Raw genomic sequence first — 16,530 nt, forward strand, 5'->3', positions numbered from 1 at the left:
GATTTGTCGCAACACCGACACGACGCAACGAAATTGGAGGGATACGTCGCGCGCCGGGATCATACAGAACTGCGAAATATCCCCTAACACGTTGATCCTTGGCTTTCTTGTCGAGTGGCATGGATCTGGCTTTATGGCTTGCGCGCGGCCGCCGTCGGTTGCGAGGAGATATCCATGCAAGCGAGTTCAAATGCGAGCGACTTGCCCGCAGCGGCTTATATCGGCATCGGGCAGATTAAACCTCTCGGCGTGAAGATCGAAGACCCGTCCACCGGTGGCGGCTGCGGCGCGCACGGTGGCGAGGGTAAGGCCAGTTGCGGCGCGTCGGGCAGTCTCGACGACTTGCCGCCGGACATCTGGGAGAAGGTCAAGAATCACCCGTGCTACTCGGAAGAAGCCCATCATCACTTTGCGCGCATGCATGTGGCGGTGGCGCCGGCTTGCAACGTCCAGTGCAACTACTGCAACCGCAAATACGACTGCTCGAACGAGTCGCGTCCCGGCGTGGTCTCTCAGAAGCTAACGCCGCAACAGGCAGTGAAGAAGGTCGTGGCCATCGCAAGCGAGATTCCGCAGATGACGGTACTTGGCATTGCCGGTCCTGGTGATTCGCTGGCGAGCCCGAAGAAGACCTTCGAGACGGTCCGGATGCTGCAGGAACAGGCGCCGGACATCAAGCTGTGCCTGTCGACCAATGGCTTGGCATTGCCCGACCTTGTGGACGAAATCTGCAAGTACAACATCGACCACGTGACAATTACCATCAACATGGTCGACCCGGCGGTGGGCGAGCAAATCTATCCGTGGATTTTCTGGGAGCACAAGCGCGTGACCGGTTACGAAGCAGCCCGCATCCTTTATGACCGGCAGATGAAGGGTCTCGAGATGCTCACCGCACGCGGCGTGCTGACCAAGATCAACTCGGTGCTGATTCCCGGCATCAACGACGAGCACCTGATCGAGGTCAACCGCGAGGTGAAGAAACGCGGCGCGTTCCTGCATAACATCATGCCGCTGATCTCGGAGCCCGAACACGGCACTCACTTTGGCCTGAGCGGCCAGCGCGGGCCGACTGCGCAGGAACTCAAGGCCGTGCAGGACGCCTGCATGGGCGGCGCCAACCTGATGCGTCATTGCCGCCAGTGCCGCGCGGATGCGGTTGGCCTGCTCGGCGAGGACCGCAGCGAGGAATTCACGCTCGACAAGATCGAGCAGATGGAAGTGGTCTACGACCTCGACCGCCGCCGTGAATACCAGCAGCGCGTCGAAGCCGAGCGTCAGGCGCAGCACGACGCGAAGCAAGAAGCGCTGGCTGTCTCTCGCGAGATCGACGTCGCCGACGACATGAAGGTGCTGGTCGCGGTCGCAACGAAGGGCGGCGGCCGGGTCAACGAGCACTTCGGCCACGTCGCGGAGTTTCAGATCTTCGAGGTCTCGGCAGCCGAAGCGCTGTTCGGCGGCCATCGCCGGGTGGACCTGTATTGCCGGGGCGGTTATGGCGACGACGAGCAACTACCGTCGGTCGTGCGCGCGCTCCACGACTGCCACGCGGTGCTGGTCGCGAAGATCGGCGCCTGCCCGAAAGACGAACTGGCGCAAGCGGGCATCGAGCCGGTCGATCAGTACGTCGGCGAATTCATCGAAAAAGCGCTGCTTGCTTGGTTCAACGACTACCGCAGTCGCATCGCCAGCGGCGCCATCGTGCATCGGGACCGCGGCGATGCTTCAATCCGCCAGGGCGCTTACACCTCGTCAGCCTCAGCGGCGTGATATCCCACACCCTTCCAGACAGGACAACAGGAGAGCCTCCATGCCTCTGAAGATTATTGCGTCCACCTGTACGGGATGCTCGGCCTGCGAACCGGAATGCCCCAATGTCGCGATCAGCGAGAAAGGCGGCGTGTTCGCGATCGACCCCAAGAAATGCACCGAATGCGAAGGCCACTTCGACGACCCGCAGTGCGTCGCGGTGTGTCCCGTGGACGGCTGCATCGTTCAGGTTTGAGTCTGGCTCGTGGCCGGGCCGGCCATTCATCCAACAGGAGACTACGCATCATGCTGTCCAGCGTAACTGTTACGAGCGCCGCCGAGAAGTTCATGCGTCGTATCGTGGGCTTTTCGGGCCTGCCGGCTGGCGCCGGCTTTCGTCTGGTGGTGAGCGCCGGCGGCTGTTCCGGCCATACCGCGGAATTCACCGCCGAGCCGGCGCTACAACCAGGCGAACAGGAACTCGACATCAACGGCTTGCGCGTATTCCTGCCGGCTGAGAGCCGGCTGATGCTCGAAGGCATAACGATAGATTTCGCCGACAGGCCAACCCAGTCCGGCTTGATCTTCTTCAATCCGAACCAGGCCGCTTGTGGTTGCAGCAGCAGTGCGGATTCGGCGCCGCCAGGCGTGGCGACCATCGATGTCAGCGCGATTGGCCGCGGACGGCCGCCGCTGCCGCGTCAGATTTCCTGAAGAGGAGCGATGGCGATGGAGTCCGGCGACCGTGCCCTCGACGACGCAATGACCGCGTTTGCGCAGAGCGCGATTGGCGGCGGCTTGCCGTCAGGCGTCAATGCATTGATCGCCGAGGCGGGTCGGTTGCGCGAGCGCCCCGATGAGGCGCTCGCGCTGTTGCAACGCGCCCGCGCCGCCGCGCCGCGCCATCCGGTGCCGTTGATCGCGCTGTACCGCTTTTACTTCTACGGCCATAAATTGGCGCAGGCGCGTGCGATCGGCGAAGACGCGCTGGCGGTCGCCCGCACCGCGCTGGGCTCAGATTTCGGCGAGGAACCGCTTGCGGCCGCGAACGTGACCACGCGTTATGACGCGGCCGCGCGTTTTTATCTGTTCACACTGAAGGGCCTCGTGTACCTCAACATGCGTCTCGGCGACTTTGAAGAAGCGCGCATGCTACTGCGCGAATTGCGCCGGCTCGATCCCGAAGACCGGGTGGGGGGCGCGCTGCTTTCGCATGTCTTGGATCGTCATGAGACCGGCGCCGGGTCCGACGATGCAATGGATGCGCTGAGTGCGTATCCGACGCGCGGCTGGACGGGGACGCAACCATGAGCGTACAGAACGTGCGCGTACCAGTCGGCGACATTGTACCGCGCCACTGGCAGGGCGGCCCGCTCGACTGCACCGGCTGCGGCTACGTGCGGTTCCGCGAGTTGCCGGCGGAGCACGGTTGCGGGCCAGGGCACGCGTGCATGCAGGATGCGTACGCGCGCCGCGTCGAGCGCTTCTTTCACTGGCATCCTGAACTGGCCAACGAGCAGCTTGCGCATCCGTACTTCGAGGTGCGCGCAATCGCCGCGAGTCACGCCGATGTGTTTTGTCTGCCTGCATTGCTCGGCGATCCGGACGAGATGGTCCGGCTGCAGCTCGCGTTGCGATTGCCGCAGGCGCAACTGGCGCGCCTGATCCACGATCCGCATCGCGAGGTGCGGATTCGCGTGGCGCAGCGCGTGTCGCCTGCTGCATTGGTCGGCATGCGGGGCGATTCCGACTACGGCGTGCGCGAGTGGGTGGCGCAGCGTCTGCCGCTCGCGCTGCTGCCGCAGATGATCGGCGACCCTGATCGCGTAGTCCGGATGCGACTGGCCGAGCGTCTTGAGATGCCCGCGCTGCTGCGTATTGCCGACGACAGCGAGGCCGAGGTACGCCGCATCGTCGCTGAGCGTCTGCCCGCGACGCTGCTATCGCGCCTCGCGTTCGATCCCGATTGGCGAGTGCGCTGGGAAGTCGCGCGGCGCGCCGCTGGCGAAATCGTGGCGTCGCTGGTGAATGACGCGGACGAAGAGGTGCGCGCGCTCGCGCGGCGGCGCCGGCAGTCGGGCGAGGTCGCGAACCTGATGACCACCGGACAAACGCAACGATCAGCAGGAGCGAAGCATGGCTGACATCAACCGCGACGACGACCTGATTGAGGTCGCGTTTCCCCCGCGCTTCAACTACGGCGAGCGCGTGATCGCACGCTCGGTTATCCGCAACGACGGTACGTACAACGGCAAGGACATCGGCGAAGTGCTGGTGAACAAGGGCGAGATCGGCTACGTCACCAGCATCGACACCTTCCTTCAGCAGTTCTATATCTACGCGGTGGATTTCGTCGAGAGCGGCCACCGTGTCGGCATGCGCGCGAAAGAGCTATGTACGCTCGACAACCTGCCGGACGACGTGCTGCAAGGCCTGGGCGAGCGGGCCGAAGCGCTGCACAAGATCGGCACGCGGGTCCAGCCGGAAACGTCGCAACCGCAGGAGCCGTCAGCATGAGTATCGAACCGGTTCAGCCTGCTTATCAGTGGGGCATGCGCGTGATCGCGCTGGATGACCTGTGCAACGACGGCAGCTTTCCGGAGCGCGGCCAGGACGATTGTCTGGCCGAGGCGGGTACGGTCGGCGAAATCGTCAACGTCGGCCAGGTGGTTGAGAGCGGCGAGCCAGTCTATCTGGTGGATTTCGGCAACTGTGTCGTCGGATGCAAGGGGAATGAAATTGCGCCCGCGCCCGCCGGCCTGCTACCTGAAGAAGGAGCCATGTCATGACGGTTCAGGCGAGTGCGCCAGAAGCGGCGGCGCCGCGCGACGGTTTGCGCGCGAGCCGCCCGTTCGACCTGACCCAGCGCCAGATCGAGCAAGCGTTGCGCGAGCGTACCCGCTACCACTATGTGCTGCCGCGCGTGCTGCGCGATGGGCAGGGGTTCCGTGTCGAGAGCCCGTGCTGCTCCCGCAATGTCGACGCGAATGGCGGGCTGATCGACATAGCCTGGCTCACGCGCGATGAAGACGGTATGTGGCACCTGAGCGCGCGCGATCATGCGTCGCACCGATGGATGCCCCAGCATGAGAGCACCGGTCTGGCCGAGCTGCTGGACACGCTGTGCATCGATCGCGAATGCGTGTTCTGGCCGTGAAGCAAACTAACGGAGCCCGGCGATGATCTATCTCGACCACAACGCGACCATGCCGCCAGCCTCCGCCGTGGCGCAGGCGATGCTGTCCATCCTGACGGATGCGTGGGGCAACGCGTCGTCGCAGCATGCCGTCGGGCAGCAGGCGAAGGGCGCGCTCGCTGCGGCCCGCGCGACGATCGCGCGAGCGCTCGGTTGCAAGCCCGCAGAGTTGATCTTCACCAGCGGCGCCACCGAAGCCAATCACCTGGCCGTGTGCTGGCTGCACGCGGCGCCGCCGGGGGGGCGGCACTGTGGCGTATTCAGCGCGATCGAACATGCAGCGCACCTGAAGCTGGCGCGAGCGCTGGCTGCACGCGGCGTTGCGGTCGACTACATCGCCGTGCGGCCCGACGGGACGCTGGACCTCGACAGTGTCGCCGCGCTGATTGGACCTGACGTCGGGGTGGAATCGCTGATGGCGGCCAACAACGAGACGGGCGTATTGATGCCGGTCGCCGAAGTACGCGATCTCGTGCATTCGGCCGGCGCGCGCCTCCATGTCGATGCGACGCAGTTCACCGGCAGGCTGCCGTTCCATTTCGCGCAGAGCGGGGTCGATGCGGTGTCGCTGTCGGCGCACAAGCTGCGCGGGCCGAAGGGCATCGGTACGCTCCTCGTGCGCCACGGCGTGACGCTGGTGCCGCAGGTGCAGGGCAGCAAGGAACGGCATCGACGCGGCGGCACCGAGAACCTGCCGGCCATCGCCGGCTTTGCAGCGGCGCTCGAGCGTATCAGCGACGTAGCGAGCGAAGCGGCGCGCGTGGCCGCGCTGCGTGACGCACTGGAGCAGGGGCTGCGGTGCGCACTGCCGGCCGTCCACGTGTTTTCGGCGCAGGCATCGCGTCTGCCCGGCACCAGCTACCTGCGTTTCGGCGAGGTTCCTGCCGAGGTCGTGTTGCAGCGCATCGAGCTGCCGGGCGTTGCCGCGTCGTCAGGCTCGGCATGCTCGTCTGGCGGCAGCGAGCCGTCGCACGTGCTTGCCGCGATGGATGTGCCGCGCGATGAGACGCTGGCGGCGGTGCGTCTGTCGCTCGCGAAACCACTACGGCGCAGGACATTGAGTACGTGCTCGCCTATCTGCCGCCGTTGCTTCGTCCACTGCTGGAGGAAGCAGCGCATCCCGCTTGAACGTGGTTTGAACCTGTCATCAATCTCCGGAGTCCGAAACCATGAAAGTCATGATCCGCAAGGACAGCAAGGGCGCGCTGAGCGCCTACGTGCCAAAGAAGGACCTGGAGGAGCCCATTGTCGCGATGGCGCAGCCCGGGATGTGGGGCGGTCTCGTCACGCTCGCGAACGGCTGGCAACTCGAATTGCCCGCGATGGCCGACGATACGCCGCTGCCCATCACGGTCGAAGCGCGGCGCATTGCGGGCGTGGAGGAGTGAGATGACCCTGAACGCCGAGCAATTGGACTTCGCGGCGGACCTGCTCCGCACGGCACCGACGCTACGCGACGCCGCCACGCAATGGCACGAACGTTATCCCGAGGTGCTCACAATGCATGTCAGCGCAGCGGTGATGCGCGACGATATAGCAGCGCTTCGGTTCGGTGTGCGCAGTATCTATTTCGCGATGTCGGCCGGGCATTGCAGGTCCATCACGCAGCGGCCTGAAGAGGCCGATGCGTTGATCCTGACCGAGGACGGGGCGCATGGAAATCGATGAGATCGCGCTGAGCGAACCGGCTTGCGCGGCGCGCGAGATCGATTTCGTCAACGCTGTGCTGCAATCTTCGCGTTGGAGCGACGGGCCGATGCTTGATTCGTTCGAGCGCGCGTTTGCGGGCTGGGTTGGCCGGGAGTATGCGGTCGCGGTCGCGAGCGGCACGCTCGCGACCTGGATTGCGTTGCGCGCGATGGGGATCGGCCCGGGAGACGAGGTGGTCTGCGCGTCGCACACCTGGCATCAGGTGGCGCAGGCGATCACGCTGGCGGGAGCCATGCCGGTGTTCGCCGACATCGACTACTGGAGCGGTTGTCTGAGCGCCGAAAAAGCCGCGCAGAAGATCGGCCCTCGCACGCGCGCGATCCTCGCCGGCAATACCAACGGCCACCCGGCCGCGTGGGCGCTGCTGCGCGAACTGGCCGACGCGCAGCGCTTGCGGCTGATCGAAGACAGTACCGAGGCGTTGGGCTCGCGCTACCGGGGCCGCAACGTCGGCTGTTTCGGCGACGTATCAGTGTTCGACTTCTCCAGCCCGTCCGCGCTGTGCACAGGAGCGGGCGGCATGCTCGTCACCGACGATGACGAACTCGTCCATGAACTGCGCTATCTGCGCGAGCGGCGCGTCACGGACCGCGCGTCCGTCTCGGTCGGCTCGTGGGTGCCGCTGCAGGCGGGCATCAGTGATCTGACCGCCGCGCTCGGTCTCGCGCAACTGGCCGAACTCGACACGCGCCTCGCGCAGCGAAAGCAGGTCGAGACCTGGTATCACGAAGAGATGCAAAGCTTCGAAGGGATCAAGCCAGCCTACCTGGCAGAGGACGTCGAAGAAGTGCACAGGATGCTCTATGTTGTGCATTTGGGCAAACGTTTTACGCAGAGCGCGCGCGCCCAGATGATCGACGACATGAAATCTTGCGGCATTGAGACGGTGGCCTACAGCCATCCGCTGCATCAGCAGTTCCACTACTTGAACGCGGGCGATGCGATCGGCCGCAAGAGCGGCCTGTTGCCCGACACCGAGCGCATCGGCGATCGCGCGCTGGCGCTGCCGCTGCACACGCTACTCGACACCGACCAGGTCAAGTACATCGTCAAGACGCTGAAAGACACCGCGACCAACGTGGGCGCCGGCGCTGCCATTTATCTGTGAGCCGCACTCCATGACCGTTTCAGTCCAGACCATCGCCGAACGCCTGTGTGCGGGCGGCGTCATTCCGTACCTGGGACCGGCGCTGCTCGCGCTGTGCCCCGATACGGCCGCCCCTGCCACGCCGCTCGCGCTCGCCGAAATCATCACGGCCAAGGTCAGCGTGCTGTACAAGATCCGCACCCGGCTGACCCAGGCGGCGCAGTTCATCGAAAACTTCAAGCATCGCAAGTCGCTGGTGAGCGTCATGAATGAGGCCTTCGCCATGACGTCGACGCCGTCGGCACTGCATTGCGCGCTGGCGGCGATGGGCGCCGGGCTGGTTGTCGACAGCTGGTACGACGACACCTTCGCCTGCGCGCTGGCGCAGTCGCGGCCGCAGGGCGGCTGGGCGCAGTTGCAGGGGCTGTCGCAGGCCGAGCATTTCGGCCATTGGTTCGCGGCCTATAGCGCAGACGGCGCGTTGCTGGATGCCGTGCCGGCCTCGGGCGCGCTGCTCTACAAGCCGATTGGCGGCCATGCGCCGGCCTCTAACTACCTGGTCTCTGACAGCGACTTCGTCGAAGTCATGACCGAGATCGATATCCAGACGCCCATTCCGCCCGCCGTGCAGGCGTGGCGCCGCGGTCGAAGTTTTTTGTTTCTGGGCTGCCGTTTTGACGACCAGCTCACACGCAGCTTCGCGCGCCAGATCATGAAGCGCTCCTCCGACATGCACTGGGCCGTGCTGCCCGACGAACCGACGCGTATGGAGGCGCGCTTTCTCGAAGAGCAGGGCATCACGTGCATCGCGATGCCGCTGGGCGGGTTCGCCGAAGCGTTGGTGGATGCCTTGCAACCCACACTGGCCGCGTGAAGCGTGGCCGCTAGCCAGCGTTCTTTATCCGTAGCCTTCTATCAAGATCGCCATCATGACCACATTGACCGTACTGCCTTCGGGCAAGACCTACGACGTTGCCGTCGGCGCGACCCTGCTGCAGGCACTGCTCGCCGCAGGCGAGAGCATCGAGCACAAGTGCAACGGCAAGGCCGACTGCGGATCGTGCCGCCTGTTCGTACAGGAAGGGCGCAAGAGCCTGCCGAAGATCCAGCGGCTCGAAAACGACAAGCTCGATACGCTCGTCGGCATCGGCTCCAAGTCGCGCCTCGCCTGTCAAGTCGTGCTGGCCGAAGAGCCGGTGACCATCGAACTGCTGACTTCGTCTGAGCGGCGAGATGACCGCGGTCGAATCGCTGGTGGTCGACGTGGCCATCGTCGGCGCGGGTCTATGCGGCGTCGCGCTGGCGCGCGCACTGCACGCTCAGGACGTTTCCGTCGTTGTCATCGAAGCGCGCGAGCGCGTGGGCGGCCGTGCTGACGCAACATTGCTAAGCCACCGGTCAGACGCTGGGTCTAGGTCCGGCCTGGTTCTGGCCTGATGCCGAGCCGCGCATCGGCGCGCTGCTCGACGAACTCGAACTGGGTATGCCGAGCGTGCGGCAGCACGACCCCGGCGATGCACTTTGGCTCACCGACCCGAACCGCGAACCGCAGCGGCGCGAGGGGCCGCTTGAGACGCATGCCGGGGCGCGCCGCATCGCAGGCGGGACGGCGCGTCTGGTCGTGCTGCGCTGCCGGCAGCCTGCGTGCGGACCAGCAGCGCGTTGCTGATGCTGCGTGACCGCGGCGCCTGGCTTGAACTGCAAACACGAAGTAGCGCTGCGACACGCGTGCTGCGTGGCCGCCGGGCGGTACTCGCGTTGCTGCAGCGGCTGGGGGCGGAGCATGTCAGGTTCGATCCGCCGCTGCCCGCGCTGCTTGCTGACGCGCTCGCGGCCACACCGACCCTGCTGAGCGCGGAGCTGGCGTTCAACAACACGTCGTGCGCGTTGTCAGAACTTCCCTGACGAGCACCAGCCGGACGCGGCGCTGCTACGTGCGATCGCGCTCGAATTGAACTCGCGTCTCATGCATGCCTGTCCGGACATCGATCCTGCGGCGGTGCCGGCACGACCCGCAGCGCCGCTATCGAAACCAGCGCGCGGCTGACGATCATCGAGCAGGCCGGCACGGCCGCGATGATCCTGACCGAAGGCGTGGATCCGGGTAGCGTCGAGATACGGCAGATGCCCTTCGCGCGTTCCGGCAGGCAGTCGGCGGTGGCCTGTTCCAGCGTGCCGGCCACATGACGACGGTGAGTCTGAGTGCCATCGGGTAGGCGCCCCTCGAAGTTCACATGCATCGACAGCGCGATTCCCCGTTCGGCTTAGCGCAGCAGCTTGCAGCGCTCGGCCGGCGAATAGTTGCTGAGGTGCCCTTCGCGGGCCGCCTGACGCCGCGCGAAGGAGATGATCGCGCGGCTCTTGCCGGGCGAGGCCGGCGCGCTGACCTGCTGCGCGATTCCCCGTTCGGCTTAGCGCAGCAGCTTGCAGCGCTCGGCCGGCGAATAGTTGCTGAGGTGCCCTTCGCGGGCCGCCTGACGCCGCGCGAAGGAGATGATCGCGCGGCTCTTGCCGGGCGAGGCCGGCGCGCTGACCTGCTTGTCCAGCGCGGTGCCGCCGCATTGCGGGCAGACGGGCGTGTGGCCGGCGCGCACCAGCGTTTCGAATGCGTGGCCGCAGGCCGCGCAGCGGTAGTCGTACAGGGGCATGGTGATCCGATCTCCGTTTCAGGTGGATGGGGCGCAGCGGATCGCGCGTTGGTGCGAGCTGTGGTCTGTCATTGCGGCGCAGTCTTCGAGCAGCATGTCCGGGGCCGGTGCGTGCGCGCCGAGCCCGATCCAGGTGTACACCAGGGCCGCATTGGAGCCGACCATGCGGCGCTCGTCGCATTGCATCAGCGACCGGCGGAACAGCAGCGGCTCGGCCAGCAACAGCGTCAGCGCTACATTGGCGTCGATCGTTTCCGGCACCACTTCGCTCGACTTGATGCGCGGTGCCGCGCGTTTGAACCACTCGCTGATCGGCCGCGGCGCCATGAAGGCCCTGCAGCGTGCGGCGGTCCAAGGCCAGCTCAGTAGGTTGCACACGTCGAGCGTGTGGCCGGCCATGCGCAGCAGGGCTTTCTGGCGCGCATTGCCGGAGCAGCCGGGTTTTTGTAGATGGTGATGTGGGCCCATTGCCGGGGTTCTCAGGTTTGACGCAGCAGTTGCAGGCAGTCGAGGCTGGCCGCCATGTCGATGGCAGTGAAGTCGTCCTGGTAATGCACAGCCGGATCGGCGCCCAGTCCGAGCAGCGTGCGCACTTAACAACGGAACGGAACACTCACTGCGCTCGCTAGAACTTCATCCCAACGCCTGGCCCCAGTACTAGCGGGTCGATGTCCAGTCGGCCCAACGAACTGCCGCCGACCGAGGCATCCGTGTGCATTCAGATCTTCTTGATATCCGCGTTGAGAAAGACGGTCTTCGTGATCTGCACGTCGGCGCCAGCATGCACCGCCGGACCGAAGCTGCTGCGTGACACCTCGGGTGCCTTCTGGGCCCGCGCTCAGGCCGTCGTTGTAGAAGTACGTGTAGTTGACCCCCGCGCCGACATACGGTCGGATCATGCCAGCATGGTTGAGGTGATATTGCAGCAGTGTCGGTGGTAGCACGTTCACGCCACCCAGATCGCAAAGACCAGACGTCACGTGTTGCCGCGAGGTACCGAGAATCAGCTCGACGCCGTTCGCATCGCGGATCATATAGATCAGGTTCAACTCCGGCACGAGTGCGTTATTGACACCCATGCCGAGCGACGACAACGTGCCGCTCGCGTGTACTTCCGGCTCGATCGAGATGGCACGCAAACGCACGAGTAAGTCACCGGCGTGGGTCCCGTCCGCCGGCACCGCGCCTGCCATCGTGCTTCCGTTCGCGCTTACGTCATTCGCGTATGCCCGTACTTCGAACAAACCGGTAGCGCACAGGCTTGCCACGATCATCACGGCGTTAATCATGTGCTTCATCGCTTTGCCCTTGTTGACGTATGCGGGGAATTGTCGACGCGCAAATCAGGGTGGCCCTTGCGCAGGATCAACCGGTCCCGAGCCCGAAGTCAAGATGCGACATCGGGTCACGCGTCGGAATGTCGAGATAGCGGGAGCCTTGAGGCCGGACTATTGGCCTTCACCCGCATTGACCGGTACCCAGCCGGCTGCCGGTCGAACGCGGAATTGCCCTATCGCCTGACGATGCGTTGCGTCGGGAGGTGATCATGACGCTCATGTGCAGCGTGCCGCTGAATTTCGCGGCGATCTCGCTAGCGCATCAGATCGACTTCGTCCGCTATTTCTCAAGTGAGCTTACTGCCCTGGAACCATACCGGGAGGCGGGACTGGTGAGCATCGATGGAAACGGCATCTCGATTGCCCCAAAAGGCCGGTTCTTCGTGCGCGCAGTGGCCATGGTGTTCGACGGTTATCTGGAGCGACCCTCGAGCGCGTCCTGGTCAAAACTGATCTAGCGGCACGACGGCGGTGGCTGGCGCAAACAACGCGACGGGGCGTGTTCGTCGAACTCCGAAATAGCAACGCCAGGGTGCGTATTCGCTGATCCGGATCAGATTGTCCCGCGCATCGAGAATGCTGCGAGCGTTGCATTACCCGCAAACCGCACCGTCAGCAAGGTGTTCCCCTGTTCACACGGACGCCGTAAAGTCTGTCCTTCGTTCCGCGCCACGTGCCCCGTTGCGACCCTCGATTGCCAGATCGAGGCCATCCCTCGCAGCCTGGCTCTGCTTCAGTTCAGCCATGAAGACATGGGCAATCGCCTGATTTAGCCCGCGCACTGCGTCAGTGCACCGCACCCCGCCGCTTTGTTCATCCTTGATCGGCATCAATCACAAAGCTGGCAGGTTGTTGGACCATGACGCTGCGAGTGTGATGCCGCATGCGTCAAGCGAGCTTCAGGTCAAAGCTGCCACAACCCAGATTAACTACCATGATAGACAGAAAAGCCTTAAGGAAACGGTCGATAGCCATCGTCACAACATTGAGCGCCTGTCTATCGGGATGTGATCTGACTGTGCTTGATCCAAAAGGGAGCGTGGGCGCGGCCGAGAAGTCGCTGATCGCCACCGCCACGTGGGCGATGCTGATCGTCGTGATCCCGGTGATCCTGCTGACGTTGTTCTTCGCGTGGCGCTACCGTGCGTCGAACCGTCACGCGGTCTATGCACCCAAATGGGCGCACTCGACGGCGATCGAGATCGCCGTCTGGACGATCCCCACCCTGATCATCCTGTACCTCGGTATCCTGACGTGGCGCACCACGCATGAGCTCGACCCGTACCGGCCGCTGCAGTCGAGCGTGAAGCCGATCGATGTCGAGGTGGTCGCGCTCGACTGGAAGTGGCTCTTCATCTACCCGGACCTCGGCATTGCGTCGGTGAACCAGCTCGCCGTGCCAGTCGATACGCCGGTGAATTTCCGGATCACGTCGGACTCGGTGATGAACTCATTCTTCATCCCGCAACTCGGCACCCAGGTGTATGCAATGGTCGGCATGCAGACCCGTCTGCACCTGATCGCGGATGCACCGGGAAATTTCGAAGGCATGTCCGCCAACTTCAGCGGCAAGGGATTCGCCGACATGAAATTCCGCACGCTTGCGACGAGCCCCACCGACTTCGACGCATGGGTGCGGAAGGTCAAGGCTTCGCCGGACCGCCTGAGCATGGACGAATACGCCGAAGTCGCGAAGCCGAGCGAGAAGCAGTCGGTACGCTACTTCTCATCGATCGACCAGCACCTGTTCCGCAACATCGTTGCCCGATACAACAACGGCAACGTCACGGCCTTCCGCGACGCCGCATGTCGCACACAGACCACGGAGTAAGCCATGTTTGGAAAACTCACGCCCGGCGCGATTCCGTTCGATCAGCCGATCATCATGGGCGCGGCCGCGTTCATGGCGCTCATCGTGCTGGCGGTCATCGCCACGCTCACGAAGCTCTGCCGCTGGAAGTGGCTCTGGACCGAGTGGCTGACAAGCGTCGATCACAAGAAGATCGGCATCATGTACATCATCGTCGCGGTGCTGATGCTCATGCGCGGTTTTGTCGACGCCGTAATGATGCGGCTTCAGCTCGCGATCGCGTTTCACGGCCCCGGTTACCTGCCGCCGCACCACTACGACCAGATATTCACCGCGCACGGTGTCATCATGATTTTCTTCATGGCTATGGCGCTGATGGTCGGCCTCTTCAATCTTGTCGTGCCGCTGCAGATCGGCGCGCGCGACGTCGCCTTCCCGTTCCTGAATTCGCTGAGCTTCTGGATGACGGCGATCAGCGCGATCCTGATCAATCTGTCGCTCGTGATCGGCGAGTTCGCGCAGGTAGGCTGGCTCGCGTATCCACCGCTGTCGGAGCTGCAGTTCAGTCCCGGCGTCGGGGTCGACTACTACATCTGGAGTCTGCAGCTCTCCGGCGTCGGCACGCTGATTACCGCGATCAACTTCTTCGTTACGATCGTCACGCTGCGCGCGCCCGGCATGACGCTGATGAAGATGCCGGTGTTCACGTGGACCGCGCTGTGCTCGAACGTGCTGATCATGGCAACGTTCCCGATCCTAACCGTGACGCTCGCACTGCTCGGCCTCGACCGCTACGCAGGCATGCACTTTTTCACAAATGAGCTCGGCGGCAACGCGATGGTGTACCTGAACCTGATCTGGGCGTGGGGCCACCCGGAGGTGTACATCCTCGTGCTGCCCGCGTTCGGCATCTACTCGGAAGTGATCGCGACGTTTGCGAAGAAACCGCTGTTTGGCTACAGAACGATGGTCTACGCGTCGTGCGCGATCACGGTGCTCGCATTCCTCGTGTGGGCGCACCACTTCTTCACGATGGGTTCCGGCGCGGACGTTAACGCGTTCTTCGGCATTATGACGATGGTCATCGCGATCCCCACGGGCGTGAAAATCTTCAACTGGCTGTTCACGATGTACCGCGGTCGCATCGAGTTCACCGCACCCGTGCTGTGGACGATCGGCTTCATGGTCACGTTCACGATCGGCGGCATGACGGGCGTGATGATGGCGATCCCGGGCGTGGACTTCGTGCTGCACAACAGCCTGTTCCTGATCGCGCACTTTCACAACGCGATCATAGGCGGCGTCGTGTTCGGCTATCTCGCAGGCTTCCATTACTGGTTCCCGAAGGCGTTCGGCTTCAAGCTTAACGAGAAGCTCGGCAAGCGGGCGTTCTGGTGCTGGTTCGTCGGCTTCTACGTGTCGTTCGTGCCGCTCTACGTGCTCGGCTTCATGGGCATGACCCGGCGCCTGAATCACTACGACAATCCGACCTGGCATCCCTGGCTGTTCGTCGCGGCATGCGGCGTGGTGCTGATCGCACTCGGTGTCGTGCACCAGATCGCCCAGGTCGTCGTGAGCGTGATCCATCGCAACGAGCCGGAATACGGCGACCTGACGGGCGACCCGTGGAACGGCCGCACGCTCGAATGGGCCACCGCGTCGCCGCCCGCTGTCTACAACTTCGCGCGCATACCGGTCGTCCACCAGCTCGACGCGTTCGCGCACATGAAGGAGAGCGGCGCAGCAAATGCCGCACTGGCGCATTACGAGGACATCCACCTACCGTCGAACACCGCGGACGGGTTCCTGATCGGCGCATTCAGCCTCGTGCTCGGCTTCGCCGGCGTCTGGCACATCACGTGGCTCGCCGTGCTGGCCTTCGTCGCGATCGTCGCCGCGCTGATCGCGCGTAGCTTCCGCGACGACCATGGCTACGTGATTCCGGCCTCGCGCGTGCGCGAAATCGAAGCACGACGCGGCAGCGCACCCACCCCGGCCGACTTTGAATTGCCCGAATCTGCGGAGACCTGATCCATGACGCAATCTGCATTACTCGTCCATCACGGCAGGTCGAGCGCTGACCACGGCCCAACGCCCACCGTGTTCGGCTTCTGGCTGTACCTGATGACCGACTGCATGCTGTTCGCGTCGCTGTTCGCCGTGTTCGCCGTAATGGCGCACCAGTTCGCGGGTGGCGCGTCCGGACGGGACCTGTTCGACATCCCGGGTGTCGCACTTGAAACCGGCGCGCTGCTGCTGAGCAGCACCACCTACGGCTTCGCGGTGCTCGGCGCGCAGCGCCAGGGGCGTGGTGCCGTGATCGGCTGGCTCCTCGTGACGTTCGTGCTTGGCGCGCTGTTCCTCGCGTTCGAGCTGCGCGAGTTCTCGCACCTGGTCGCCAACGGTGCTGGGCCCAGTCGCAGCGCCTTCCTGTCGTCGTTCTTCACGCTGGTTGGCACCCACGGCCTGCACGTGACAGCCGGCCTCGTCTGGATGGCCGTGCTCGTCGTGCAGGTCGTCCGCTCGCCTGAACTGTCCGGTCGCGACCTCACGAGTCTGACATGCTTGAGCCTCTTCTGGCACTTCCTCGACATCGTGTGGATCTGCGTGTTTTCGTTTGTCTATCTCGGGAGCATGCTCTAAATGGTCCATTCACACTCGACGTCCACGATCGCCTCGCGTGGTGACGTCGCCGGTTATATCACCGGTTTCGTGCTCGCCGTGCTGCTGACGGCTGGCTCATTCTCGATCGTCGCGCAACGGTTGCTGCCGTCCGGCTCCGCGATTATGGCGCTCGCGTTGCTGGCGTTCGTGCAGATCGTCGTGCAACTGGTGACGTTCCTGCATCTCGACCTGTCGCGCGGCCAGCGCTGGAACGTGCTGGCGTTATGCTACACCGCGCTCGCCGCGCTGTTCCTGATCTTCGGCACGATCTGGGTGATGCACAATGTCAGCATGAACATGATGTCGCGCTGACTCCCCGCCAGCGCGAA

At 64.1% G+C, this 16,530-nt stretch carries 21 protein-coding genes and 4 pseudogenes; 21 read left to right on the plus strand and 4 right to left on the minus strand.

Features of this window, described 5'->3' with window-relative positions:
• Positions 1 to 174 precede the first annotated feature (174 nt).
• From nifB to B0G76_RS08035, 16 genes and pseudogenes are all read left to right on the plus strand, one after another.
• Positions 175 to 1,770, plus strand: a complete 1,596-nt coding sequence (gene nifB / locus B0G76_RS07955; protein ID WP_116140806.1) for a nitrogenase cofactor biosynthesis protein NifB — start codon at positions 175 to 177, stop codon at positions 1,768 to 1,770.
• 40 nt (positions 1,771 to 1,810) lie between these two features.
• A complete protein-coding gene (locus B0G76_RS07960; protein WP_026226294.1) occupies positions 1,811 to 2,005 on the plus strand; it encodes a 4Fe-4S binding protein in 195 nt (64 codons plus the stop codon).
• Positions 2,006 to 2,055: 50 nt separating this feature from the next.
• Positions 2,056 to 2,463, plus strand: coding sequence for an iron-sulfur cluster assembly accessory protein (locus B0G76_RS07965; protein ID WP_120291349.1), 408 nt, complete (start codon positions 2,056 to 2,058; stop codon positions 2,461 to 2,463).
• A 15-nt stretch (positions 2,464 to 2,478) separates the two neighbouring features.
• Entirely contained in the window at positions 2,479 to 3,060 is a 582-nt protein-coding gene (locus tag B0G76_RS07970) for a hypothetical protein (protein ID WP_116140809.1), read from the plus strand.
• Positions 3,057 to 3,893 (plus strand): 4Fe4S-binding leucine-rich repeat protein, encoded by an 837-nt coding sequence (locus B0G76_RS07975; protein WP_116140811.1) that lies wholly within the window; start codon positions 3,057 to 3,059, stop codon positions 3,891 to 3,893. Before B0G76_RS07970 ends, B0G76_RS07975 begins: the two co-directional genes overlap by 4 nt.
• Positions 3,886 to 4,266: a nitrogen fixation protein NifZ gene (locus B0G76_RS07980; protein ID WP_027193760.1), complete on the plus strand. Its 381-nt coding sequence runs from the start codon at positions 3,886 to 3,888 to the stop codon at positions 4,264 to 4,266. The genes B0G76_RS07975 and B0G76_RS07980 overlap by 8 nt, the downstream gene beginning before the upstream one ends.
• On the plus strand, positions 4,263 to 4,538 hold the full coding sequence (locus B0G76_RS07985) for a nitrogen fixation protein NifZ (protein WP_116140813.1): 276 nt from the start codon (positions 4,263 to 4,265) through the stop codon (positions 4,536 to 4,538). The genes B0G76_RS07980 and B0G76_RS07985 overlap by 4 nt, the downstream gene beginning before the upstream one ends.
• Positions 4,535 to 4,906, plus strand: coding sequence for a hypothetical protein (locus tag B0G76_RS07990; protein WP_116140815.1), 372 nt, complete (start codon positions 4,535 to 4,537; stop codon positions 4,904 to 4,906). The genes B0G76_RS07985 and B0G76_RS07990 overlap by 4 nt, the downstream gene beginning before the upstream one ends.
• A gap of 22 nt (positions 4,907 to 4,928) precedes the next feature.
• Positions 4,929 to 6,073, plus strand: a pseudogene (locus tag B0G76_RS07995) (cysteine desulfurase family protein).
• Positions 6,074 to 6,114: 41 nt separating this feature from the next.
• Positions 6,115 to 6,333, plus strand: coding sequence for a putative nitrogen fixation protein NifT (nifT, locus tag B0G76_RS08000; RefSeq protein ID WP_007177241.1), 219 nt, complete (start codon positions 6,115 to 6,117; stop codon positions 6,331 to 6,333).
• A gap of 1 nt (position 6,334) precedes the next feature.
• A complete protein-coding gene (locus tag B0G76_RS08005) occupies positions 6,335 to 6,613 on the plus strand; it encodes a hypothetical protein (protein ID WP_116140817.1) in 279 nt (92 codons plus the stop codon).
• Positions 6,600 to 7,763, plus strand: coding sequence for a DegT/DnrJ/EryC1/StrS aminotransferase family protein (locus B0G76_RS08010; protein WP_116140819.1), 1,164 nt, complete (start codon positions 6,600 to 6,602; stop codon positions 7,761 to 7,763). Before B0G76_RS08005 ends, B0G76_RS08010 begins: the two co-directional genes overlap by 14 nt.
• 10 nt (positions 7,764 to 7,773) lie before the next feature.
• Entirely contained in the window at positions 7,774 to 8,616 is an 843-nt protein-coding gene (locus tag B0G76_RS08015; protein ID WP_116140821.1) for an SIR2 family protein, read from the plus strand.
• A gap of 55 nt (positions 8,617 to 8,671) precedes the next feature.
• Positions 8,672 to 8,959, plus strand: a pseudogene (locus tag B0G76_RS08020) (2Fe-2S iron-sulfur cluster-binding protein); the annotation flags it as partial.
• 16 nt (positions 8,960 to 8,975) lie between these two features.
• Entirely contained in the window at positions 8,976 to 9,179 is a 204-nt protein-coding gene (locus tag B0G76_RS43605) for an FAD-dependent oxidoreductase (RefSeq protein ID WP_116117460.1), read from the plus strand.
• A 207-nt stretch (positions 9,180 to 9,386) separates the two neighbouring features.
• Complete coding sequence (locus B0G76_RS08035) at positions 9,387 to 9,647, plus strand: hypothetical protein (protein ID WP_147394024.1); 261 nt, start codon at positions 9,387 to 9,389, stop codon at positions 9,645 to 9,647.
• Positions 9,648 to 9,706: 59 nt separating this feature from the next.
• On the opposite strand, the gene B0G76_RS08040 is transcribed toward B0G76_RS08035, so the two are convergent.
• The 4 genes and pseudogenes from B0G76_RS08040 to B0G76_RS08060 form a co-directional block, all read right to left on the minus strand.
• Positions 9,707 to 9,982 carry a hypothetical protein gene (locus B0G76_RS08040; protein WP_147308663.1) on the minus strand — a complete coding sequence of 92 codons (276 nt, stop codon included), beginning with the start codon at positions 9,980 to 9,982 and terminating at the stop codon, positions 9,707 to 9,709.
• A 171-nt stretch (positions 9,983 to 10,153) separates the two neighbouring features.
• Positions 10,154 to 10,390, minus strand: a complete 237-nt coding sequence (locus B0G76_RS08050) for a zinc ribbon domain-containing protein (RefSeq protein WP_105512117.1) — start codon at positions 10,388 to 10,390, stop codon at positions 10,154 to 10,156.
• 18 nt (positions 10,391 to 10,408) lie between these two features.
• Entirely contained in the window at positions 10,409 to 10,858 is a 450-nt protein-coding gene (locus tag B0G76_RS08055; protein WP_116140829.1) for a hypothetical protein, read from the minus strand.
• 157 nt (positions 10,859 to 11,015) lie between these two features.
• Positions 11,016 to 11,688 (minus strand): annotated as a pseudogene (locus tag B0G76_RS08060) (OmpW/AlkL family protein).
• 185 nt (positions 11,689 to 11,873) lie between these two features.
• Here B0G76_RS08060 and B0G76_RS08065 point away from each other — a divergent pair.
• The 5 genes and pseudogenes from B0G76_RS08065 to cyoD all read left to right on the plus strand — a co-directional run.
• Positions 11,874 to 12,185 (plus strand): annotated as a pseudogene (locus tag B0G76_RS08065) (oxygen-independent coproporphyrinogen III oxidase); the annotation flags it as partial.
• A 476-nt stretch (positions 12,186 to 12,661) separates the two neighbouring features.
• Positions 12,662 to 13,558, plus strand: a complete 897-nt coding sequence (gene cyoA / locus B0G76_RS08075) for a ubiquinol oxidase subunit II (RefSeq protein ID WP_164862356.1) — start codon at positions 12,662 to 12,664, stop codon at positions 13,556 to 13,558.
• Positions 13,559 to 13,561: 3 nt separating this feature from the next.
• On the plus strand, positions 13,562 to 15,568 hold the full coding sequence (gene cyoB / locus B0G76_RS08080) for a cytochrome o ubiquinol oxidase subunit I (RefSeq protein ID WP_116140833.1): 2,007 nt from the start codon (positions 13,562 to 13,564) through the stop codon (positions 15,566 to 15,568).
• 3 nt (positions 15,569 to 15,571) lie between these two features.
• Entirely contained in the window at positions 15,572 to 16,180 is a 609-nt protein-coding gene (cyoC, locus tag B0G76_RS08085) for a cytochrome o ubiquinol oxidase subunit III (protein ID WP_116117454.1), read from the plus strand.
• The gene (gene cyoD / locus B0G76_RS08090; protein WP_116140835.1) at positions 16,181 to 16,513 is read left to right on the plus strand and encodes a cytochrome o ubiquinol oxidase subunit IV; all 333 of its coding nucleotides are present in this window, start codon (positions 16,181 to 16,183) and stop codon (positions 16,511 to 16,513) included.
• Positions 16,514 to 16,530 lie beyond the last annotated feature (17 nt).

The organism is Paraburkholderia sp. BL23I1N1 (assembly GCF_003610295.1).
GTDB lineage: Bacteria > Pseudomonadota > Gammaproteobacteria > Burkholderiales > Burkholderiaceae > Paraburkholderia.